The sequence below is a fragment of the Alcanivorax sp. IL3 genome (assembly GCF_047495465.1).
Taxonomy (GTDB): Bacteria; Pseudomonadota; Gammaproteobacteria; order Pseudomonadales; family Alcanivoracaceae; genus Alcanivorax; species Alcanivorax jadensis.
This window is the reverse complement of record NZ_CP179931.1, coordinates 2,608,299-2,629,394: the sequence shown is the minus strand read 5'-3', so window position 1 is coordinate 2,629,394 and position 21,096 is coordinate 2,608,299. Positions and strand designations below refer to the sequence as shown.

Annotated in this window: 18 protein-coding genes; 12 read left to right on the top strand and 6 right to left on the bottom strand. The window is 59.3% G+C overall.

The genetic code is table 11. From position 1 onward, the window contains the following. Positions 1 to 89: 89 nt before the first annotated feature. From hisC to ACMG4M_RS12175, 9 genes are all read left to right on the top strand, one after another. The gene (gene hisC, locus ACMG4M_RS12215; RefSeq protein ID WP_414430113.1) at positions 90 to 1,202 is read left to right on the top strand and encodes a histidinol-phosphate transaminase; all 1,113 of its coding nucleotides are present in this window, start codon (positions 90 to 92) and stop codon (positions 1,200 to 1,202) included. 125 nt (positions 1,203 to 1,327) lie between these two features. After that, a complete protein-coding gene (locus tag ACMG4M_RS12210) occupies positions 1,328 to 3,571 on the top strand; it encodes a bifunctional prephenate dehydrogenase/3-phosphoshikimate 1-carboxyvinyltransferase (protein WP_414430112.1) in 2,244 nt (747 codons plus the stop codon). Beyond that, positions 3,568 to 4,251: a (d)CMP kinase gene (cmk, locus tag ACMG4M_RS12205; protein WP_277672740.1), complete on the top strand. Its 684-nt coding sequence runs from the start codon at positions 3,568 to 3,570 to the stop codon at positions 4,249 to 4,251. The genes ACMG4M_RS12210 and cmk overlap by 4 nt, the downstream gene beginning before the upstream one ends. A gap of 174 nt (positions 4,252 to 4,425) precedes the next feature. Beyond that, entirely contained in the window at positions 4,426 to 6,108 is a 1,683-nt protein-coding gene (rpsA, locus tag ACMG4M_RS12200; RefSeq protein WP_035246555.1) for a 30S ribosomal protein S1, read from the top strand. A 68-nt stretch (positions 6,109 to 6,176) separates the two neighbouring features. Next, positions 6,177 to 6,527 (top strand): integration host factor subunit beta, encoded by a 351-nt coding sequence (gene ihfB, locus ACMG4M_RS12195; RefSeq protein ID WP_290511045.1) that lies wholly within the window; start codon positions 6,177 to 6,179, stop codon positions 6,525 to 6,527. A gap of 57 nt (positions 6,528 to 6,584) precedes the next feature. Continuing rightward, positions 6,585 to 6,815, top strand: a complete 231-nt coding sequence (locus ACMG4M_RS12190; protein WP_297766424.1) for a lipopolysaccharide assembly protein LapA domain-containing protein — start codon at positions 6,585 to 6,587, stop codon at positions 6,813 to 6,815. Next, positions 6,812 to 7,981, top strand: coding sequence for a lipopolysaccharide assembly protein LapB (lapB, locus tag ACMG4M_RS12185; protein WP_414430111.1), 1,170 nt, complete (start codon positions 6,812 to 6,814; stop codon positions 7,979 to 7,981). Before ACMG4M_RS12190 ends, lapB begins: the two co-directional genes overlap by 4 nt. A gap of 166 nt (positions 7,982 to 8,147) precedes the next feature. Further along, positions 8,148 to 8,843: an orotidine-5'-phosphate decarboxylase gene (pyrF, locus tag ACMG4M_RS12180; RefSeq protein WP_335627951.1), complete on the top strand. Its 696-nt coding sequence runs from the start codon at positions 8,148 to 8,150 to the stop codon at positions 8,841 to 8,843. A gap of 93 nt (positions 8,844 to 8,936) precedes the next feature. Further along, the gene (locus tag ACMG4M_RS12175; protein WP_414430110.1) at positions 8,937 to 9,239 is read left to right on the top strand and encodes a ComEA family DNA-binding protein; all 303 of its coding nucleotides are present in this window, start codon (positions 8,937 to 8,939) and stop codon (positions 9,237 to 9,239) included. Positions 9,240 to 9,388: 149 nt separating this feature from the next. Here ACMG4M_RS12175 and ACMG4M_RS12170 read toward each other — a convergent pair whose 3' ends face one another. Both ACMG4M_RS12170 and ACMG4M_RS12165 read right to left on the bottom strand, forming a co-directional pair. After that, entirely contained in the window at positions 9,389 to 10,723 is a 1,335-nt protein-coding gene (locus ACMG4M_RS12170; protein WP_414430109.1) for a succinylglutamate desuccinylase/aspartoacylase family protein, read from the bottom strand. Between the two features lie 14 nt (positions 10,724 to 10,737). Beyond that, a complete protein-coding gene (locus ACMG4M_RS12165) occupies positions 10,738 to 12,618 on the bottom strand; it encodes an ATP-binding cassette domain-containing protein (protein ID WP_414430108.1) in 1,881 nt (626 codons plus the stop codon). A 281-nt stretch (positions 12,619 to 12,899) separates the two neighbouring features. Here ACMG4M_RS12165 and ACMG4M_RS12160 point away from each other — a divergent pair, with 281 nt between their 5' ends. Continuing rightward, entirely contained in the window at positions 12,900 to 14,030 is a 1,131-nt protein-coding gene (locus ACMG4M_RS12160) for a sterol desaturase family protein (protein ID WP_035246571.1), read from the top strand. A gap of 113 nt (positions 14,031 to 14,143) precedes the next feature. Further along, a complete protein-coding gene (locus tag ACMG4M_RS12155) occupies positions 14,144 to 14,551 on the top strand; it encodes an SMI1/KNR4 family protein (protein ID WP_035246574.1) in 408 nt (135 codons plus the stop codon). A gap of 251 nt (positions 14,552 to 14,802) precedes the next feature. On the opposite strand, the gene trmY is transcribed toward ACMG4M_RS12155, so the two are convergent. Beyond that, the gene (gene trmY, locus ACMG4M_RS12150) at positions 14,803 to 15,402 is read right to left on the bottom strand and encodes a tRNA (pseudouridine(54)-N(1))-methyltransferase TrmY (RefSeq protein WP_277672744.1); all 600 of its coding nucleotides are present in this window, start codon (positions 15,400 to 15,402) and stop codon (positions 14,803 to 14,805) included. An 821-nt stretch (positions 15,403 to 16,223) separates the two neighbouring features. On the opposite strand from trmY, the gene ACMG4M_RS12145 reads away from it, so the two are divergent. Beyond that, positions 16,224 to 16,439, top strand: coding sequence for a TIGR02450 family Trp-rich protein (locus ACMG4M_RS12145; protein ID WP_035246582.1), 216 nt, complete (start codon positions 16,224 to 16,226; stop codon positions 16,437 to 16,439). Between the two features lie 75 nt (positions 16,440 to 16,514). On the opposite strand, the gene mscK is transcribed toward ACMG4M_RS12145, so the two are convergent. The 3 genes from mscK to ACMG4M_RS12130 form a co-directional block, all read right to left on the bottom strand. Further along, the gene (mscK, locus tag ACMG4M_RS12140) at positions 16,515 to 19,883 is read right to left on the bottom strand and encodes a mechanosensitive channel MscK (protein WP_414430107.1); all 3,369 of its coding nucleotides are present in this window, start codon (positions 19,881 to 19,883) and stop codon (positions 16,515 to 16,517) included. Positions 19,884 to 19,971: 88 nt separating this feature from the next. Continuing rightward, positions 19,972 to 20,103, bottom strand: coding sequence for a hypothetical protein (locus ACMG4M_RS12135; protein ID WP_269530021.1), 132 nt, complete (start codon positions 20,101 to 20,103; stop codon positions 19,972 to 19,974). 81 nt (positions 20,104 to 20,184) lie between these two features. Beyond that, positions 20,185 to 21,039 carry a PA2778 family cysteine peptidase gene (locus tag ACMG4M_RS12130; protein ID WP_232222035.1) on the bottom strand — a complete coding sequence of 285 codons (855 nt, stop codon included), beginning with the start codon at positions 21,037 to 21,039 and terminating at the stop codon, positions 20,185 to 20,187. Between the last annotated feature and the right edge of the window lie 57 nt (positions 21,040 to 21,096).

The following is a 21,096-nucleotide window of genomic DNA, read 5'->3' as shown; positions in this document are numbered from 1 at the left end:
AGCTGTGGGAGCGGTCGTTCGACCGGGAAATTTCACCACAGGCCGGAAATCGCGGTCGAACGACCGCTCCCACAGTTCAAGGAGTCATCATGACTTGCGACTACATCGAACTCGCCAACAGTGGCGTTCAGCAGCTCAAGCCCTATGAGCCGGGCAAGCCCATCGAGGAGCTGGAGCGGGAGCTGGGGCTCACCGATATCGTCAAACTGGCCAGTAATGAAAATCCCCTGGGTGCCAGCCACAAGGCTCTGCATGCCCTCAAGCATCTGCATGAGTTGCACCTGTACCCGGATGGCGCCGGCTTTTCCCTGAAGGCAGCGCTGGCAGAAAAGCTGGGTGTGCAAACCAATCAGCTGACCCTGGGTAACGGCTCCAACGATGTGCTGGACCTGATCGCCCGTGCCTACCTGCAGCCTGGCGATGAAGCGATTTTCTCCGAGTACGCCTTTGCGGTGTATCCACTGGTGACCCTGGCCTGCAATGCCAGGCCGGTGGCGGTGCCGTCCAATCTCTATGGCCACGATCTGGCGGCCATGGCCGAGGCGGTGACCGAACGCACCCGGGTGATTTTCGTGGCCAACCCGAACAACCCCACCGGCACCTGGTTCAACGCCCATGCCCTGGATGAGTTCCTGTCGCGGATCCCGGAGCGGGTGATCGTGGTGCTGGACGAGGCCTATTTCGAATACGTGGAAGAAAGCCACTACCCGAACGGCATCGAACGCCTGCAAAAATACCCGAATCTGGTAGTAACGCGCACCTTCTCCAAGATTCATGGTCTGGCCGGCCTGCGTATCGGCTATGGCGTCTGCAACCCGCAAATTGCTGATGTGCTGAACCGGGTACGCCAGCCGTTCAACGTCAACACCCCGGCCATGGTGGCCGCCGAAGCGGCGCTGTCCGATGACGATCACATCGAGAATTCCCGCGGCGAAAACACCAGTGGCCTGGTGCAGATCGCCGAAGGCCTGCAGAAGCTGCACCTGGAACAGATCCCCTCGGTAGCCAACTTCATTGCTTTCGACTGTGGCCGTGAGGCACAGCCGGTCTACGAAGGCCTGCTGCGCGAAGGCGTGATCGTGCGCCCTCTGGGTGGCTACGGCATGCCTAACCACCTGCGCGTCACCGTGGGTACCAGCCGCGAAAACGAGCGTTTCCTGGCTGCTCTCAAGCATGTATTGAAGGAAATGGCGGATGGGTAACGCCCAAACCTTGGAAATGCCCGCTGTAGGAGCACCTCTTGAGGTGCGAATCGTACTTGGCACGGCTTGTTGCAAGCAGGTTCGCGCCTCGAGAGGCGCTCCTACAACAAAATTGGGGTGTTGCCATGTCTGAACCCCTTTTCAACCGCATTGCCGTTATCGGCCTGGGCCTGATCGGCGGCTCCTTTGCTGCGGCTGCTCGCAAGCACGGGCTGGCCGCGTCCATCGTGGCCGGCTCCCGCTCGGCGCGCACCCTGGAGCAGGGTATCGCCCTGGGCGTGGTCGACGAAGGCAGCCAGGATCTGGCTGAAGCGGTCAAGGGCGCCGATCTGGTCTTTGTCTCCACCCCCGTTTCGGCCATGGGCAAGGTGTTGAGTGCGCTGAAGCCGGGCCTGTCCCGCACGGCAATCATCACTGATGGCGGCAGCGTCAAAGGCAATGTGATCACCGCGGCCCGTGTCTCCCTGGGCGAGCATTATTCCCGCTTCGTGCCCGGCCATCCCATTGCCGGCAAGGAAAAGAGCGGCGTTGGGGCTGCTGATGCGGACCTGTACCAGGATCACCGGGTCATCCTGACGCCCACCGAGGCCACAGATCCGGCTGCCACCGCCCGGGTGCGGGCGATCTGGACCGCCATGGGCGCGGAAGTGTTGCAGATGGCGCCGGATTACCACGATCAGGTACTGGCGGAAACCAGCCATCTGCCCCATCTGCTGGCCTTTTCGCTGGTGGATACTCTGGCCCGGCAGGGCGACTCCACGGAGATCTTCCGCTATGCTGCCGGCGGTTTTCGCGACTTCACCCGTATCGCCAGCTCCGATCCGGTGATGTGGCATGACATTTTCCGCGAGAACAAGGCCGCGCTGCTGCAGTCCCTGGACCTGTTCAGCGACGGTATCGCGCGCTTCCGCCAGGCGGTGAGTGACGATGATTCCGATGCCCTGATGGGCATCATGACCCGCGCCAATACGGCCCGGGCCCATTTTATGGCCATGAACGGGCGCACGTCCTATACCCGCGCCCACCATTCAGGTGACGACACAACCATGACAGACAGCAGCAACAGCAACCCCACCTTTGTGGTGACCCCGGGTGGCCGACTCACCGGCCGGGTACGGGTACCCGGCGACAAATCCATGTCCCACCGTTCCATCATGCTCGGCTCCCTGGCCGAAGGCGTGACCCAGGTAGAAGGCTTCCTGGAAGGCGAGGACGCTCTGGCAACGCTGCAGGCATTCCGCGATATGGGGGTGGTCATCGAGGGCCCCCACAACGGCCAGGTGACCATCCATGGGGTCGGCCTGCATGGCCTCAAGGCACCGGGGAAGCCGCTTTATATGGGCAACTCCGGCACCTCCATGCGTCTGCTCACCGGCTTGCTGGCCGGGCAGGCCTTCGATGTGGAGCTCACCGGTGATGCGTCCCTGTCCAAGCGTCCCATGGAGCGGGTGGCTAGCCCCCTGCGCGACATGGGTGCTCAGATTTCCACCGGTAACGAAGGTCGCCCGCCGGTGCGCATCCGCGGTGGTCAGCCGCTCAAGGGCATTCATTACGATCTGCCGATGGCCTCTGCCCAGGTGAAGTCCGCCGTGCTGCTGGGCGGCCTGTACGCTGAAGGCGACACCTCGGTGACCGAGCCGGCCCCGACCCGCGATCATACCGAACGGATGCTGGGTGGCTTTGGCTACGACGTGCGCCGTGAGGGTGCCACCAGTGCGTTGAGCGGCGGCGGTACACTCACCGCCTGCAAGCTGGAAGTGCCGGCGGATATCTCCTCGGCGGCCTTCTTCCTGGTGGGTGCCTCCATTGCCGAAGGTAGTGAGCTGACGCTACCCCACGTGGGTATCAACCCCACTCGTACCGGCGTTATCGACATCCTCAAGCTGATGGGGGCGGATATTCGCCTGGAAAATCAGCGCGATGCCGGCGGCGAGCCGGTGGCGGACCTGGTGGTGAAAGCGGCGCCCCTGAAAGGCATCGAGATTCCCCAGGCGCTGGTGCCCCTGGCCATTGATGAATTCCCGGCCATCTTCATTGCGGCTGCCTGCGCCGAGGGCGACACCGTGTTGCGCGGCGCCGAAGAGCTGCGGGTGAAGGAATCCGACCGTATCCAGGTGATGGCGGACGGTCTGGCCGCGCTGGGCGTGGATCATGAAGTGTTCGAGGACGGCATCCGCATCAGCGGCGGCACCTTCGGCGGCGGCGAGATCCAATCCCACGGTGACCACCGTATCGCCATGAGCTTCGCCATGGCGTCCCTGCGAGCCACTGGCCTGATTACCATTAATGACTGCGCCAATGTGGCCACCAGCTTCCCGGGCTTTGCCCAGCTGGCCGCCCATGCGGGCTTGAACCTGGAGGTGAAATGACTGCTCCGTCCACCGCGGTATTGACCATCGACGGACCGGTTTCCTCCGGTAAGGGCACCGTTGCCCGATTGGTGGCAATCCGTCTCGGCTGGCACCTGCTGGATTCCGGTGCCCTGTATCGGGTTCTGGGTTATCACGCGAGCAATCAGGGGCTTGCTCTGGATGATGAGCCCGCCCTGGTGGAACTGGCGAAAACCTTGCCGGTAAGATTTATTGAGCGGGAGGGCGAAACCGCGGTGATTCTGGATGGTGAGGATGTGTCCAACATCATCCGCCAGGAAAGCGTCGGTGAACTGGCCAGCCAGGTGGCCGTGCTGCAGCCGGTACGTGATGCGCTATTGGCCCGCCAGCGGGTGTTCGCCGAGGCCCCCGGCTTGGTGGCGGATGGCCGCGATATGGGTACCGTGGTGTTTACCTCTGCCCCCCTCAAGATTTACCTCACCGCCAGCGCTGAAGAGCGCGCCAGACGGCGCTTTGAGCAGTTGAAGGAAAAGGGCTTTGATGCTACCCTCGCGACCCTCGTCGAGGACATCCGCACCCGGGATGACCGTGACATGAACCGTGAGGTGGCGCCATTGCGCCCGGCAGACGATGCCGTGGTAATCGAATCCACCACCCTGACGGTTGATGAAGTGGTTAACCGGATCCTTGAAGAGGCTGCCGCACGCCAACTGGTGTGAAGGTAGCACACGTTGTTGAAACCCTTCGATAGTGCACTGTCGAGGGGTGATTCTGTGTCAAGCGGCCGATCTGCTCAACCCTGAAAAAGTAAGCCAGCTGGGGAAGGGCGGGTCTCATTTTTTTACTAACCCATGTCTGCTGGTTGGCATGTGCGAAAACACTGAGTGAATTTCATGACCGAATCTTTTGCTGATCTCTTTGAAGAAAGCCTTAAGGACCTGGACGTTGCCCGTGGTTCTATCATCAAGGGTACTGTTGTATCCATCGATAGCGACTGGGTAACCGTTAACGCAGGCCTGAAATCCGAAGGCATTATTGCCCGTGAAGAATTCCTTAGCGAGGCAGGCGAACTGGAAATCGCCGAAGGCGACGAAGTAGATGTAGCCGTAGATGCCATCGACGATGGCATGGGCTTCACCCGCCTGTCCCGTGAAAAAGCCAAGCGCGCCGAAGTCTGGGGCGAGCTGGAAAAAGCTTTCGACGAAGACGAGATCGTAAAAGGTATGATTTCCGGCAAGGTGAAGGGTGGCTTCACTGTCGATATCGGCCCGATCCGCGCGTTCCTGCCCGGTTCCCTGGTTGATATCCGTCCGGTTCGCGATGTCGCGCACCTGGAAGGCAAAGAGCTGGACTTCAAGGTCATCAAGCTGGATCCCAAGCGCAACAACGTTGTGGTTTCCCGTCGCGCAGTGATGGAAGCCGAGCACTCCCAGGAGCGTGAAGCTCTGCTGGAAACCCTCCAGGAAGGCATGGAAGTCAAAGGTATCGTGAAGAACCTGACCGACTACGGTGCGTTTGTGGACCTGGGTGGCATCGACGGCCTGCTGCACATCACCGACATGGCCTGGAAGCGTATCAAGCATCCGAGCGAGATCGTCGAAGTGGGTCAGGAAATCGACGTCAAGGTACTCAAGTTCGACCGCGAGAAGATGCGTGTTTCCCTGGGTCTGAAGCAGCTGGGCGAAGATCCGTGGCACGACATCGTGGGCAAGTACCCGGAAGGCACCCGCGTCAAGGCGAAGGTGACCAACCTGACCGATTACGGCTGCTTTGCCGAAATCGAAGAAGGTGTAGAGGGTCTGGTTCACGTATCCGAAATGGATTGGACCAACAAGAACATCCACCCGTCCAAGGTTGTAGAGATCGGCGACGAAGTGGAAGTGATGATCCTGGACATCGATCAGGACCGTCGTCGTATTTCACTGGGTATCAAGCAGTGCCAGTCCAACCCGTGGGATGCCTTCGAAGAGAAATACCAGAAAGGCGAGCGCATTTCCGGCAAGATCAAGTCCATCACTGACTTCGGTATCTTCATCGGTCTGGAAGGCGGCATCGACGGTCTGGTGCACCTGTCCGACATTTCCTGGGAAGAGCAGGGCGAAGATGCCGTGCGTAACTTCAACAAGGGCGATGAGCTGGAAACCGTGGTTCTGTCCATCGACGCAGAGCGCGAAAGAATTTCCTTGGGTATCAAGCAGTTGACAGACGATCCGTTTGCTCAGTATGTTGCTGCTAATGACAAGGGCGCAATCGTTAAGGGCGTAGTGAAGTCGGTAGACGCGAAAGCGGCCATCGTCGAGCTGGCTGAGAACGTGGAAGGTACCCTGCGTGCCAGCGAAATCAGCCGCGACCGCGTTAACGATGCGACCGAAGTGCTCAACGTCGGTGACGAAGTGGAAGCGAAAATCACCAACGTTGATCGCAAGAACCGTGTTCTGAGCTTGTCCATCAAGTCCAAGGACCAGGCCGACGAGCGTGAAGCCATTGACGGACTGTCTGAACAGCAGGATGCCAATGCGCCGAAGACCATCGGTGATCTGATCAAGAAACAGATGGAAAGCAGCAACGAGTCATAATACGGCTCCTCCCGGGGACCGGCATCGTGCCGGTCCCACTGGGCTGGGAGCCCAGGGAGAAAGCTGTAATGGCGTTAACCAAGTCAGAATTGATTGAGCGGATTGCCGATCGGCAAAACCAATTGTCGCCCAAGGATGTGGAGCTGGCAGTCAAAACGCTTATCGAACAGATGGCCGATTCTCTGGCCGGCGGAGGTCGTATCGAAATACGCGGCTTCGGCAGTTTTTCCCTCCATTTTCGTGCGCCCCGTGTGGGACGCAACCCCAAGACCGGTGCCAGCGTCGAGCTGCACGGCAAATATGTTCCCCACTTCAAACCCGGTAAAGAGCTGCGCGAGCGCGTTAACGATTCACTGCATGAAGAAAGTGGTGAAGGTGTTGATAATGGCGCAAGCGGCAATCAGGCTGCCGTTAACTAAACCCCGTTTGTTGTTACCGCCCGGCACAGACCTGGCCAGTAAAGAGGGAACCTTACGATGCGAAACCTGTACCGGATTCTGGTAATTCTGGCTGTACTGGCCGTCTTTCTTTTCGCTTTCCTGTTTGTCACCAGTAACCGTGATCTGGTGACGCTGGATATGCTGTTTTATCAATGGCACTGGGACGTGTCCCTGGGCGTGCTGGTGATCGGTGTACTGGCTATTGGCCTGTTTCTTGGCTTGCTGGCCGGTATCGGGCTGCGCGGCCTGAAGAGCCTGTTTTCATGAGTGAATCGTTCTGGCTGCTGCCGTTCTTTTTTGTTGCCATCGCTGCCGGTTTTTTCCTCGGTCGGCGTGAGAGCAAGCGCCGGCAGCGTCGGCGCATGGCTTCCCTGTCCAAGGACTATGTGGCCGGCATCAACTTCTTCCTCAATGAAGAGCCGGACAAGGGCATTGAAGCCCTGCTCAAGAGTCTGGACGTGAGCGAAGAGGGTCTCGATACCCATCTTGCCCTGGGCAAGCTGTTCCGCAAGCGCGGCGAGTTTGATCGCGCTGCCCAGCTGCATACCCATCTGCTGGAACACGGCGACTATGGCCGCCCGGTGCAGGAAGAAATTCAGCTGGAACTGGCCCAGGATTACCTGGCCAGCGGCATCTTCGATCTGGCCGAGCAGGTCCTGCTGGAAATGCTGGACCAGGATTGCCAGGCCAAGGATGAAGTCTGCCAGCAGCTGATGGGTCTGTACGAGCAGGAACGCGACTGGGTCAACGCCATCAGCATGGGCGAGCGGTTGATCAAGAACCGCCCGGCGCTGGGGCCGGTACTGGCCCAGTATTGCTGCGAACAGGCAGAAAACCTGCGCCGCGACGGCGACATCAATCCGGCTCGCCGCATGCTGAGACGGGCGCTGTCATTCGATGAGAAGTGTGTCCGCGCCAGCTTTGCCGAAGGCGAGCTGGAAATGGGCGAGCAGAACTGGGACGCTGCCATCCAGGCCCTTCAGCGCATCTGGGTGCAGGACAGCGACTTCTTCGATGAAGCGCTCGACAAGCTGCGCACCAGCTACCAGCAGCAGGAGAAAGACGAGGAATTTATCCAGATGCTGGCGGACTACAGTGCCGAGAAACCCAGCACCAGCCGTATCCTGCTACTCGCTGAAACGCTCAAGGAGCGCTACGGCGACAAGGAAGCGGCGGACTTTATTGCCGAATACATGAAAGCCAACCCCTCGGTACGTGGTCTCAACCGGATCATCGACATGAGCCTGGCCGGCAGCGCGGAAGGGGAAACCCGCGAGCACCTGGGCGTGCTCAAGCAATTGTCAGAGCAACTGCTCAACGACAAGAGCCTCTACAAATGCCGCCGCTGTGGTTTCGAAACCCCCTTGATGCAATGGCGCTGCCCAAGCTGCAAGCGCTGGGGCTCCATCAAGCCGGTGGTCAAGGAAGTCTAGCCGCCTCCTCCTTGTAGGAGCCATGCTCGCATGGCGAAGGCTCGCGCCAGTTCGCCATGCAAGCATAGCTCCTACAGTTATTCTTTCAGGCTGGCTTGCGGCACCGGTTGAACAGCTACCTCGCAACTCATACCATACCCGCCACCAATCCCCCGAGGACGCTCCCATGCCTATCTCCAGCCCTGTTATCGTCGCCCTGGACTATCCCGATGCCGCCCGGGCGCTGGCCATGGCCGATCAGCTGGACCCGGCCAGGGTGCGCGTTAAAGTCGGCAAGGAAATCTTCACCCGCAGTGGCCCGGCCATTGTCGAAGGCCTGCACAAGAAAGGCTTTGAGCTGTTCCTGGATCTGAAATTCCACGACATTCCCAACACCGTGGCCGGCGCCGTGTCCGCCGCAGCGGATATGGGGGTGTGGATGGTCAATGTGCACGCCAGCGGTGGTCAGCGCATGATGGAAGCCGCTGCCAATGCCATCGCTAACCATGCCAGTCGCCCCCACCTGATTGCAGTGACCGTGCTGACCAGCATGGAAGCGGCAGATCTGGAGCAGGTCGGGGTCACAGACGAGCCCCGGGTGCAGGTGCAGCGCCTTGCCGAGCTGGCCAAGCGCTCTGGCATGGATGGGGTGGTGTGCTCCGCCCAGGAGGCGAGCATGCTCAAGGCGGCCTGCGGTCAGCAATTCGAGCTGGTTACTCCGGGTATCCGCCCTGCAGGCGCTGATGCCGGAGACCAGCGTCGCGTGTTGACGCCTGTGCAGGCACGGGATGCGGGTGTGGACTATATGGTGATCGGCCGTCCGATTACCCAGGCTGCGGAACCTACAGCGGTAGTGGACGAGATACTACAAAGTCTTGCCTGAGCCACTTACGCAATCTGTCACCCCCGGCTGATAACGCCTCCTCACTCGGCTTCCTATGGTGTGGTCTCCAACGTATAAAAAATGGAGATCAATATGAAAGCATTGAAAGCGGTTGTGATGTCCCTGCTGTTGGCATTGAGCCTGCCGGCGCTGGCGGTGGAAATGGAACCGGTCAAGGACGTAGCCAAAACCCAAACAGAAAACCGCATCGACCTGAACACGGCGGACGTTACCCAGCTGCAGGAACTCAAGGGTGTGGGCCCGAAAACGGCGGAAGCCATCGTGCAGTGGCGTGACAGCCAGGGGCCTTTTACCAGCGTGGATCAACTGCTGGCCATCAAGGGGATTGGTGAAAAGACCCTGGCGAAGATGCGCGACAGTCTGGTGGTGCAGTAAGCAGCCCCTGACCCGTTGGAGCTTTGCTCGCAAAGCGAAGAGGTAACCGATACGTTCGTCTTGTGAACAAGGCTCCAACCGGTTTTAAAGCAGCCACAAAAAAGGCTTCATGGAGGAAGCCTTTTTTGTTGTCTCTCTGGTTGGTCGTCTCACTCTTCCGAGTGATTATCTTCTTCTTCCGCCTGGCTCAGGTCATCGGCCCGGTCTGCTTCAGGCTCCGGTGCCGGTGAGTCGTGGGCGGGGCTGTCTTCTGATGGCTGGGTTTTCTGTTCTTTTTCCCGGGTGGCTTTTTCTGCTTTCGCTTCCACTTCCTCGGTGGTTTTTTCCTCGCCGATACGGAAGGCGGCAAAGCCGGCGTGGACCACCTGGTTCACTGCCATTCCCAGAACCCGGCCGTTATAAGGGGCAATGATGGCACTGCCGGTATTGCTGATCGGGTCGGTGACGGTGCCGAGCACCTGGCCTTTCTTCACTTTCTGGTTCAGCTCCACCTCGGCAAGCAGAATGCCGCCTTGGGTGGCACGAATCCATTCCGACTCATAGAACACCGGTTGCGGCGCACTCCAGAAACGGCTGGCCTTACGCATACCCAGATTTTCCAGCAGGGTATCGATGGCCTGTACGCCGTAGCTGACGGCCTCGGTTTCCAGCCGGTTGGGGCCACCCGCTTCCATGGTCACTGCCACAATGTCTTTTTTCACCGCCGCATCGCGCAGCATGCCGGTGACACCGGGGCTGTGCAGTACGGTCATGCCGCCGAAGTGCTTGGCAAAGGCGACCACGTCCGGGTTGTCCAGGTCGGCGCGAAGTTGCGGCTGGTTGACCCGTTTCTGGGAGCCGGTGTGCAAATCCACCAGGTAATCGCAGTGGCGCACGATATTGCTGAACAGGGAGTGAGCCACGCGACTGGCGGCACTGCCTTTCTTGTTGCCGGGGAAGTAGCGGTTCAGATCCCGGCGGTCGCTCAGGTAGCGAGAGCCGCTGCGAAAGCCATCCAGATTGACGATGGGCACACCGATCACGGTACCGGCCAGCTGGTCCGGCTCCAGCTCGTACATGAGCCGGCGCACCATCTCGATGCCGTTCAGTTCATCGCCATGAATGGCTGCAGTCAGACACAGCCGCGGTCCGGCCTTGTCGCCATGGGCGACCAGCACGGGCACCGGGGTGGCGATAGAGGCGAAAGACTGATCCGGGGTCCAGTGCAGGGTGGCAAAGCTGCCCGGTTCCACTTGCCGTCCCAGCAGGGATAAGGGCAGGGGAGCCGGGTCGGCCGCCGGTTGGGTCGGGTCATCAGCGACGGCGCTGTCGGCCTTGTCCGTGTCCGTATTGCCGTCACCGGCTGTGGCCTGGCCGTCGCTTTCCTGCTGACGTTCCACGGCCCGTTCTTCGTCTTCCACTTCATTGGCCCAGCCCGGCGTTGCCGCCAGGCCGAACAGGACAAACATTGCCGTGATAGCGAATGAGGACCACGTTTTATACACAAACACTCCTTGATTCAGCCAAGCTGATCCAGCTCGTCCCAGCGAGCGAAGGTGGTTTCCAGTTCCGCCTGCAGCTCGGTTTGTTGTTGTTGGGCGGCGCTGATCTCGGCCGGGTCACCCTTGAAGAAAGCCGGGTCCGACATACGAGCCTGCACCGCTTCCAGTGCCGCTTCCAGTTGCTCGATCCGTTCCGGTAATTGCTCCAGCTCCCGCTGATCCTTGTAGGACAGCTTTTTGGCTTTGGGTGCCGTCGGGGCAGGTTCGAGCACTGGCTTGGCGGATTTGACGGTTTTTCCCTTCACAGGTTCCGGACGCTGCCGCAACCAGTCCTGATAACCGCCCACATAGCTGTTGAGCTCGCCGTTTTCGAACACCAGGGTCGAGGTCACCACATTGTCGATGAACTCCCGGTCGTGGCTGACCAACAGCAGGGTGCCCTGGTAGTTCATCAGCTGCTCTTCCAGCAGCTCCAGGGTTTCCGCGTCCAGGTCGTTGGTGGGCTCATCTAGGACCAGCAGGTTGAAGGGGTTGGTGAACAGCTTGGCCAGCAGCAGCCGGTTACGCTCGCCGCCGGACAGGGACTTCACAGGCTGGCGCACCCGGCTCGGGTCGAACAGGAAATCCTGCAAATAGCCGATCACATGCTTGCTCTGGCCGTTGATGGTGACCACATCGGAGCCTTCGGCCACGTTGTCGATCACGCTCTTTTCCTCGTTGAGGGTATCGCGCAGTTGATCGAAATAGGCCACCTGTAGCTGGGTGCCCAGCTTCACGTTGCCGCTATCCGGTGCCAGCCGACCCAGCAGCAGGCGAATCACGGTGGATTTACCGCAGCCATTGGGGCCAAGGATGCCGACCCGGTCGCCGCGCAGCAGATTGACCGAGAAATCCTCCACAATGGTCTTGCCATCCACGGTGTAATTCAGGTGCTCGGCTTCCACCACCACCTTGCCCGAGTTGTCGCCGCTCTGGATGGTCAGGCTGGCAGTGCCGGTGCGGTTGCGGCGCTGGGCGAATTCATCACGCATGGCCTTGAGCGCACGCACCCGGCCTTCGTTACGGGTACGGCGTGCCTTGATGCCCTGGCGAATCCACTTTTCTTCCTGGCTGAGTTTCTTGTCGAACTCGGCGTTGGCGCGCTCTTCTGCTTCCAGGGCCGCCTGTTTGCCGCTCAGGTATTTCTCATAGCTGCCAGGCCAGCTGGTCAGCTTGCCCCGGTCCAGCTCGATGATGCGGGTGGCCAGTGAGCGGATAAAGGCCCGGTCGTGGGAAATGAACACCAGGGTGGCGCCGTAGCTCTTGAGGAATTCTTCCAGCCACTGGATAGAATCCATATCCAGGTGGTTGGTAGGCTCGTCCAGCAGCAGGATATCCGGTTCCTGTACCAGCGCCCGGGCCAGCAGCACGCGGCGTTTCATCCCCCCTGAGAGGCCGGCAAAGGCCTGATCGCCATCCAGTTTTAGTTTGGACAGCACCGTATCCACCCGCTGCGACAGCTGCCAGGCACCACAGGCCTCGATGTCGCTGCTCAATTGTTCGAACCGGGCCAGTACCTTGTCGTCACCATCGCCCAGATGATGGACCAGCTCCGCGTGCTCGCTGAGCAGGGCACCGTGCTCGCCCAGGCCTTCCGACACCATGAAATGGACGCTGTGGTCCTGGTCGTCCGGCACTTCCTGTTCCAGGCGGGCCACGGTCAGCCCCTGGGTCTTCTCGATCTGGCCGTCATCCGCATGGATCTCTTCGGCAATCACCTTCATCAGGGTGGACTTGCCGGCGCCATTACGACCAATCAAACAAAGCCGCTCCCCCGGGTCGATAGACAGAGTGACGTGATCCAGCAGCGGCTGCTGCCCATAACTGAGCTGAATGTCGCGGAGGGTAATGAGAGGCATACTTTATGGATAACCAAATATGTGAATAATGGGGCGGAGCAGCGACTAGTGGCTAACGCGATCCGACTTTCAGGGGAACAAGATAACGCCGCGCCTGCGAGCACTTTGCAAGTATCGCGGGCACGGAGTCAGTCGTATTCCGCCTGGCTGAGGCGCGTTGTAGCTAGAAGCTCGTAGCTAGTCGCTATGTTCTTGAACGCGCAGTGTAGCAGCTTGTTACGGGCGTGTAGTGGTGTCTGAACGGATCATCGGGCAGCCTTGGCACAGAAGGAGAACAACAGATGACAGACTTTTTGCGGGAACGTTACGAAGAGGTGGATCTGACCCCGGGCCAGGGCAAGATCACCGCCACCGTGTCCATTGGATTGGGGGTTCTGGCGCTGATGGGCAGCTTCTGTTTCCTCTACCCGGAGCTGCTGACCACCCCGGAATTCCGTGCCTTCTACAACGCCGAGGTGCTACGCATTGCCCTGTTCATCGGCATCGGTATCGGCTTTGTCTGTGGCTTTTTCAGTGTGCTGCGTCATCAGGAAAAGCGCTACGGCATTATCGGCATGGTGCTGGCCTGCATGGCCGCGCTGATCGGCTCCGGGCGGCTGGATGTGCCGCCGGTGGAAGGTCGCAGCCTCTATGCCGGGCTCGACTATTTCATCCTTACCCTGTTGGTGTTGGCGCTGGTGTTTATCCCCCTGGAACGAGCCTTCCCCAAAGACCCGGACCAGAAAACCCTGCGCGGGGGCTGGGTGACGGATATCAAATACTTCCTGTTCAGCCATGTTGGCCTGCAACTGATCAGCTTCTTCACCATCATCCCCATCCAGGTGGTGCTCCACGACAAGGTGGATATCGGCTTCCAGCAGGCCATCGCCAGCCAGCCCCTGTGGCTGCAGTTCATTGAGATCCTCATCGTCATCGACCTGGGCAGCTACTGGATTCATCGGGCCTTCCACGAAGTGCCATGGCTGTGGAAATTCCATGCCGTGCATCATTCCACCACCCAGATGGACTGGCTGGCCTCCTCACGCCTGCATGTGGTGGAAATCATCGCCAACCGCTTTATCGGCTACCTGCCCATCTTCATTCTGGGCTTTTCGCCGTCGGCGGTGTACGCCTACCTGGTGTTCGTGTCCTTCCACGCCATCTTTATCCACGCCAATGTGCGCTTCCGGTTTCCGGGCATCCGCTGGCTCATCGCCACCCCGGAATTCCACCACTGGCATCACTCCTCGGAAGACCAGGCCGTGGACAAAAATTACGCCGCGTTTCTGCCCATCTACGATAAACTGTTCGGCACCCTGATCATGCCCAACCGGCTGGCTGCCGAGTACGGCACCCGGGCCAGCACCAAGGTGCCGGAAGGCGTGGTCGACCAGTTCCTGTTCCCGTTCCGTCGGGATCATCGCCAAGGGTAAAAATTGTATCGTTGGAGCTATGCTTGCATGGCGAATTGTCCAGGCGAAATTCGCCATGCAAGCATAGCTCCTACAAAATATCGTCAACGAATATGCCAACCGGAACGCTGTAAATGGATGACCTGATCGACCTGCTGCGCGAACGCCACCAAGGCGCACTGGTAGCCCTGGAGCTGCCGGACGAAGACCGCCTGGTGGAGATCGAAGAACAGCTGCTGATTTCCCTGCCGGGGGAGTACAAGGAATTCCTGCTCACCACCGGCGACATTATTTGCGGCAGCCTGGAACCGGCCACCGTCACCGACGACTACGCCCACAACTTCCTCCCCGAGCTGGCCGCCCAGGCCTGGAGCCAGGGCATGCCCCGTTCGCTGATTCCTGTCTGCCAGGCCGAAGAAGGCGTTTACGCCATCGGCCAGGACGGCCAGATCGTCTTCTGGGTACCGGGGGAGGGCGTCAACGAGGACGAGGATTGGAGTTCTATCTGGCAGTGGGCCCGTGAGGTGTGGCTGGAAAGCTGATTAAGAGCAGTTAATAGTTAACAGTGAATAGTTAATAGCGAAAACCGCGGCATGCCCTCTGACGGAGCCGCTGTAGGAGCGCCTCTTGAGGCGCGAATGACGCTTTGGACGAAGCCGCTGTAGGAGCGGCGCTTGAGCCGCGAACCCTCGCTTGCGAGGGCATCGACCGTAGGGCGATCAGGGGCTTGGTTGCCACAACCGATTCGCGGCTCAAGCGCCGTTCCTACAGCGGCCCTGTAGAACCGTTCCTCCTACATCCCCGCCAAATCCAGCTCATTCTGAATCAACACCACACACTGCGACGCAAACAGCATCCTCGGCCCCAGGCTGATCTTCTCCGCGCCCAGCCGCTTCAGACTGTTGAAGGTCTTCTTCGGCATGGGGATATGGTCGGTGAGCAGAAAGCAGGGGTTCTCCCCGAAATCCACCTCACGAATGCTGTCCCCCTTCTTGTCCATCACATACAGTTGATGGTCCTCCGCCAGATCCTTCACCAGCCGCTCAAAACTCAGCGTCCGCACCCGGATGCCCGGCTCCATGGCCCGTTCCTGCTCCTTGCCCAGTCCCTGAGACACATCCAGGGCGTTGGCCACCTTGGCCAGCAACGCTTTCTCATGGAAGCCGCCAATATTTTGCATCTCCGCCCCGGTGAAACTGATGGTGCGGGAGTAATCCTGGGTGCTTTCCAGCACCAGATGCACCACCACATCATCCCGGTGAGACTGGGCCACAAACAGACTGTTCATCAGCGTATGGGCGAGAATTTCCGTATGGGCATCGCCGCCCACATTGGCCAGCAGAGCCTGGCTGTCGGTGGGCGCGGCTCGGGCGCGGAGGACGAAAGTACGCATATGACTCCTGGCTAAGATGACGCAGCCGACGATTGTAACCCCCTCGTTGGCGCTTTGCTCGCAAAGTGAAGGCCAGTGGCTAGCCATAGGTGGTGAGGAAAGGGAGTAGTGACTTGACGTAACGCCCCCGCTCGAAGCACCAGATGATCTTGCGTCCCGTTTTTCACCCGCGCGCAAGTTGAATATGTAGTATATGGCTTACAGATTTTTGTAAGTTGCTGAGATAAAGTGATTTTTAAGATTTAGCGGTGCAAGAAAAGTCCGAACAAAATTTCCCTTTCAACACGGAAGTGCAAGAAAATTTAGTTGAGAATGGTTCCTGGGTCGCGGTTAAAAGACTGATTGCCTTGGCTTTTCGGGTAGATTCAGAGAAAGCTGGAGACGGAGATATATTGCAAAGTGATATATCGCATCTGCAATTGAATACGCTGTTATGAGAATGAATAGTCGAATTTCGTGCCCAAATTGCGGAGGTGAGATACTCGGGGAGCGCTTTATCGCGAAATCTCCCTATAGATCTCCTTGGTATAAGTTTGAGCGACAGGATTACAGGTGTCCGCATTGTGGGGTTGCTCTTGCATATGACCGAAGGACCAATCTATTAATAGCGGGCATAGGCCTCTGTACGGTGGCGCTAGTGGTACTAGTGCCTATGAATGAGCTGCCGGTGCTGTCAACTCTAGTTTTACCTTCTATCCTTTTTGGGTTGTTTTTCAAAGTGAGGCGCCTTGTAGTTAGACCGTCTCATAACAAGCCAGTGCATCCGAGGGCTGACGCGCCGGATGACTGAGACGTTATTAAGTGACAATTGAAGGCTAGCAATGAATAAAATCAATCCCCAAAAGTTGCTTAACAGCAAGTGGACTGCGGTCAAGCCAGTAAAGAAAGAAAAACATTTTCTGGTGACAGAGGTCGAGTTCGATGAAGAGGGTGAAGTCATTCACTGCCTGATAGAGGCGGTTATATCAAACCGTTCAGATTCTATTGATTGGAAAGCACTAAGAGATGAATCGAACTGGCAGCAGGGCTGGAAGTAGTTATTCCGGTCGTGTGGCCTCTGGAGAGCGGGGCGTAGGGCGGAGATACCCGGTCGGTATTTCCGCCCTGCGGGTTTAGCGGGGGTCGTTGCTTTCGTTGTGCTCCCCGTCGTTGGCTTTTGGTGCCTGACCCTTGTCGTCTTGCTGTATAGATTTTTCCTTCTTTTCCCCCTCAATACACAACTTGTCGCCATCCCCATTTCGGATATGGATATCCAGCTGGCTGAAGGCGATTTCGATGTCGTGTTCCTTGCACAGGGCATCGATGTGGCGGTTGAGTTCATCGGTGGCGGCCAGGCGGTCGCCGATGTCGTTCACGTGGACACGCAGTTCGTGGTCCAGGGTGCTGGCGCCGAAGGTGAGGAAGAACACCACCGGTTCCGGGTCACGCAGCACCCGTTTGTTTTCCCGGGCGGCCTGCATGAGGATGTCGCGGCATTTTTGCAGGTCGGAGCCGTAGGCGAAGCCCACCTTGATGATGATGCGGGTGACGGTGTCGGACAGGGACCAGTTGATCAGTCGCTCGGTGACAAACACCTTGTTGGGCACCAGGATCTCCTTGCGGTCGAAGTCGATCAGGGTGGTGGCGCGGATGCGGATGCGGCTGACGGTGCCATCCAGGTTGTTGATGGTGATTACGTCGCCGATGCGGATGGGGCGCTCGAACAGCAGGATGATGCCGGAGATGAAGTTGGCGAAGATTTCCTGCAGGCCAAAGCCCAGGCCCACCCCCAGTGCGGCCACCAGCCACTGCATTTTGTCCCAGCTCAAGCCCAGAGCGCCGAACGTGATGATCACACCGCTGGCCACGATCACATAGGAGAGCAGGGTGGTGGTGGCGTAACTGGTGCCCTGGCGCAGGTCCATGCGTGACAACACCAGCACCTCCAGCAGGCCTGGCAGGTTGCTGGCCAGCAGGAAGGTGACAGCGCCAATGATCAGGGCGGTCATCACATCGCCCAGGCTGATGGGGGAGGTGCCACTGGCCTGGCCGGCAGCATCGGCGGTTTCCCAGAGCACGATGTTTTCGGTGTAGGAGAAGGCGTGGAACACATCTGCCCAGACCCAATACACCAGCAGGCCGATACCGGCGATTAGTGCCAGGCGGATCAGGCGCAGGGATTGTTGGTTGACCTGTTTCAGGTCCAGCTGCGGTTCTTCCACTTCCACCGCTTCTGATGCAGCAGAGGAGGTGTCAGAGCTTTTTTGCTCGGCTTCCCGCTGGGCCACTGCGCGCCGGTAGGCCAACCGCTGGGCGGCCACGGCCAGGCCGCGAACCGCCACGGCGTCGAGCAGAATCCATAGCACCACCAAGTAGAGGCTGTAGATCATGTGGCCGCTCAGTCGCACCGAGGTGTAGTAGTAACCGATGCCGATCAGCACGGTGAGGATAAGAGGGGCGGCGGCGCACAAGCCGGTGGATAGGCCTTTCATGGTGCGGCTGTAATGCCGGCCGGGATAGCTCCTGGCCACCGAGGGCAGGCTGATCATCACCACGATCAGGCTGACTACCATGATTACCAGGCCGAGCCGGTCGTTACTGAGTTGCGCGGGCCACTGGTCACCGAAAGCGATGATGAAGGTCATCGGAATAAAGGCCAGGCCGGTGAGCGCCAGGCGGCGACGCATATGCTGATTTTGCTGGTTGTCCCAGCGGAAATGGCGCTGGGCAATACCACCGTTTTTCAGCAGTCGGTAAAGCATTTCGAACACCAGCCAGAGCAGGGCGAGCTGGGCCAGGGCGGCCCCCAGTACGCTGTTAATGGTGCTGGGCTGACGCCACAGTCCGGCGGCAATCACGGCCAGGGCGATGGGCGCGGGAGACGAGATCAGCACGGTATAGATAAGACTCAACGGGGTGTGCAGTTGGCTGTCGCGGCGCAGGAAACCCACATCCTTGTTCATGGTGTCGATGCGTTTTTTCAGTCGTGGGCGCAGCAGCATCAGAATAATGGCGGGAATCGCGGCCAGCACCAGCCAGCCCCATTTTCCGGTAACCAGTTCGCGGGCGCCCTGCCAGAGGGCTTTCCAGGGCATGTCGCGCAGTTGCTGGGTGATATGCCCGGGCAGCTTGCCGAGCCATTCCAGGCTCACCGGCTGGGTGCTGGGCATCCAGAAGGTCTGCTCGGAGATAATGCTGTGCAGGCTGCGTGATACCTTGTCCAGTTGCTCCTTGTTGAGCTGGGTACGGGTGAGGATAGCCAGTTGCCGACCCAGCTCCTGATTGAGCTGGTCGTACAGCTCGCGCCGCTCCCGATGCAAGATGGTAAACGCTTGCTCCAGATCCGGGGAGAGCTCCCCTTTGATTTTTTCCTGTTCTGGCAGGGGCGAGTTATCCAGCGACTGGATCTTTTGCTCCAGCTCGAATTGCTCCAGGCGAGCGTCGGAAATGCGTTTCTGCAGGTTCATGTCCGACTGGGTCTGCGGCAGGCGTTTCTGTTGCTGATACAGCACCCGTGACAGTAGCAGGCTGCCATCCAGCAGGCGGATCTGATCGTTGACGGTGCTGGACAGGGCGCGGGCCTTGTCCAATTGCGTTTTGGTGTCGATGGCGCGGCGCAGCAGACTGTTGACGGCCTGGCTGGTGCTGGCGAGTTGCTCACGCAGGGCCTGGTTTTCCGCCTTGGCATTCTGGATCCGCTTGTTTTCCAGCACGCTGTCCGGCAGCGATGATTCTGGCGATTTGGCTATCTCTTCCAGCTGATTGATACGGCGTTGCTGGATCAGGGGCTGCACGGCATCAAGCTGGGCTTCCAGGGTGGCTTGCTCGGTACGCAGTAACTGTTGTTCCAGGCGGGCCACATCCTGTTTCTTGTCGACGACGGTCAGTTCCTGGTTGTAGCGCTCGATACGGGTTTCCAGGGCGCGTAGTTCGGTATTGAGCCCCTGTTCCTGCTTTTCGCTGAGCGGCTCACCGTTTTCGTCGGTGCCCTCATTGAGCCGGGAGCGGATGGTATCCATGCGCTCCATGGCCTTGCTGATCACATTCTGGGCCTGTTCGGGCAGGGTCTGGGCGCGGGTCAGTTCACCGTTGACCTCGGCCAGGCGGCTCTGGTTCTTCTCCAGCGCATCCAGGCGGCTGGTCAGCCTCTCGATAAGGGCTTGCAGCGCCAAGTCCTTATATTGCGCGGCCCAGTCCTTGTCCTGCTGTTGCCGGGCCTTGGCCAGCTCGGCGTTGAGGCGTGCCCGCTGGGTGGATGCCTGTCGCGCGAAAGTTTCCAGATCCTTGATGGTTTGCTGGTTGCTGTCGATTTCGCGGCGTAGTTCCAGGGTCTGTTGCAGAATTTTCTTGTCAGGGTTGGCGCTGCCATCGCTGCTGGTGTCTTCGCTGCCGGATATCTGTTTTTCCAGGTCGCCGACGCCGGGCAGGGAAAAGCCGCCGATTTGGGCCTGCGCCATGGCGGGGAGAAAAATCAGCAGGAAAAGGGCCAGACGTCGATCCATAACCAACAAGCTCCAATGGGTAAGGGGGCTATCAATGTGTTTTGCAGGGAAATTTGCCGCGTTCACTGCACCCTGCAGAGACGATTATTTACGCCCAAGTCTCGGCAAGCTTACCAAGGCGTTGCAAGGGGCGCAGCAGTTGTTCTGCCTGCGTCGGCATCTGTTGCTTGAGAATAGCTACGTTCATGTTTATCAGCATTAAGAGCAGCATCAGACGCATGCCATGTATGCGTTCTTTGCATCGGCTGGCGCAACTGGCGGAAGGGGAAGCCAAGCTGGCCAGGTTACGTGAGCAGCGCGATCAGTTATCGGCGCAACAGACGGAACCGGTCGACGAGGCCTCGTCGGGACAGGATTGACCGGTCAGCTCCATGACGCTATCGCGGATGGCTTTGTCCTGGGGGGCAAGGGCATGGGCACGGCAGATACTGTCGCGGGCTCCTTCCTCATCGCCCAGTGCCTGCTGGGCGTAGGCCAGGTTATTCCAGGCGGCGGCAAAGTCTGGCGCCTGGCGGGTTGCCCGTTGGAAGGCGTCGAGCGCCGGTTGCTGTTGATCCTGGCTCCACAGGCTGTTGCCGTGGCCGAACCATAGCTTGCCGCTGTTCGGGAACGCCTCTACCGCCGCCGGCCAGAAGGCCTCGGCATTGGGCAGGGCAGAAATCGCCCGGAACAGGCTTTCCGGTTCCGCACTGGCCGGCAGTTGTCCCGGTTCGACCAGGGTAAAGCCCCATTGATCGGCACGGGCCCAGGTGCGGATAAAGCGGTTCCAGTGGCTGGTCTTGCCGGCGTCGGTGCCGCTGTGCAGCACCATGGTATTACCTTCGTCCTGATAGCCGGTGACTACGGCAAAATGCCACTGAGGCCAGCGACGCAGGGCCAGGTTCTGCAACACCAGTACCGGCCGGCCAGCCTGCAGTTCGCGGAACAGCGCCTCGCTGTTTTCCACCGGGTAAGCCATCAGGCCACGGCTGCGGGCGGCGGCACGCAATTCGATGCCCAGGCTGCCTTCCCGCTCTGGTAACCACACCTCATCAACCAGACTGTTTGCACTCACCGGCTTGCCGGCCCATTGCAGCATCATGGCCAGGGCGGCGGGGCCGCATTGGTATTTTTCCTGGGGGACAAAGGGCACCACTAGCTGCTGCTCGGTTTCCACCTGCGCACTTTGAGGAGGCGGGAAACTTTGACATCCACTCAAGGAAAGCAGAGCCAG

Bases quoted from the DNA above. Each gene is read 5' to 3' on its own strand.
- hisC (WP_414430113.1), top strand. From the start codon at position 90: ATGACTTGCGACTACATCGAACTCGCCAACAGTGGCGTTCAGCAGCTC.
- ACMG4M_RS12210 (WP_414430112.1), top strand. From the start codon at position 1,328: ATGTCTGAACCCCTTTTCAACCGCATTGCCGTTATCGGCCTGGGCCTG.
- cmk (WP_277672740.1), top strand. From the start codon at position 3,568: ATGACTGCTCCGTCCACCGCGGTATTGACCATCGACGGACCGGTTTCC.
- rpsA (WP_035246555.1), top strand. From the start codon at position 4,426: ATGACCGAATCTTTTGCTGATCTCTTTGAAGAAAGCCTTAAGGACCTG.
- ihfB (WP_290511045.1), top strand. From the start codon at position 6,177: ATGGCGTTAACCAAGTCAGAATTGATTGAGCGGATTGCCGATCGGCAA.
- ACMG4M_RS12190 (WP_297766424.1), top strand. From the start codon at position 6,585: ATGCGAAACCTGTACCGGATTCTGGTAATTCTGGCTGTACTGGCCGTC.
- lapB (WP_414430111.1), top strand. From the start codon at position 6,812: ATGAGTGAATCGTTCTGGCTGCTGCCGTTCTTTTTTGTTGCCATCGCT.
- pyrF (WP_335627951.1), top strand. From the start codon at position 8,148: ATGCCTATCTCCAGCCCTGTTATCGTCGCCCTGGACTATCCCGATGCC.
- ACMG4M_RS12175 (WP_414430110.1), top strand. From the start codon at position 8,937: ATGAAAGCATTGAAAGCGGTTGTGATGTCCCTGCTGTTGGCATTGAGC.
- ACMG4M_RS12165 (WP_414430108.1), bottom strand. From the start codon at position 12,618: ATGCCTCTCATTACCCTCCGCGACATTCAGCTCAGTTATGGGCAGCAG.
- ACMG4M_RS12160 (WP_035246571.1), top strand. From the start codon at position 12,900: ATGACAGACTTTTTGCGGGAACGTTACGAAGAGGTGGATCTGACCCCG.
- ACMG4M_RS12155 (WP_035246574.1), top strand. From the start codon at position 14,144: ATGGATGACCTGATCGACCTGCTGCGCGAACGCCACCAAGGCGCACTG.
- trmY (WP_277672744.1), bottom strand. From the start codon at position 15,402: ATGCGTACTTTCGTCCTCCGCGCCCGAGCCGCGCCCACCGACAGCCAG.
- ACMG4M_RS12145 (WP_035246582.1), top strand. From the start codon at position 16,224: ATGAATAAAATCAATCCCCAAAAGTTGCTTAACAGCAAGTGGACTGCG.
- mscK (WP_414430107.1), bottom strand. From the start codon at position 19,883: ATGGATCGACGTCTGGCCCTTTTCCTGCTGATTTTTCTCCCCGCCATG.
- ACMG4M_RS12135 (WP_269530021.1), bottom strand. From the start codon at position 20,103: ATGCGTCTGATGCTGCTCTTAATGCTGATAAACATGAACGTAGCTATT.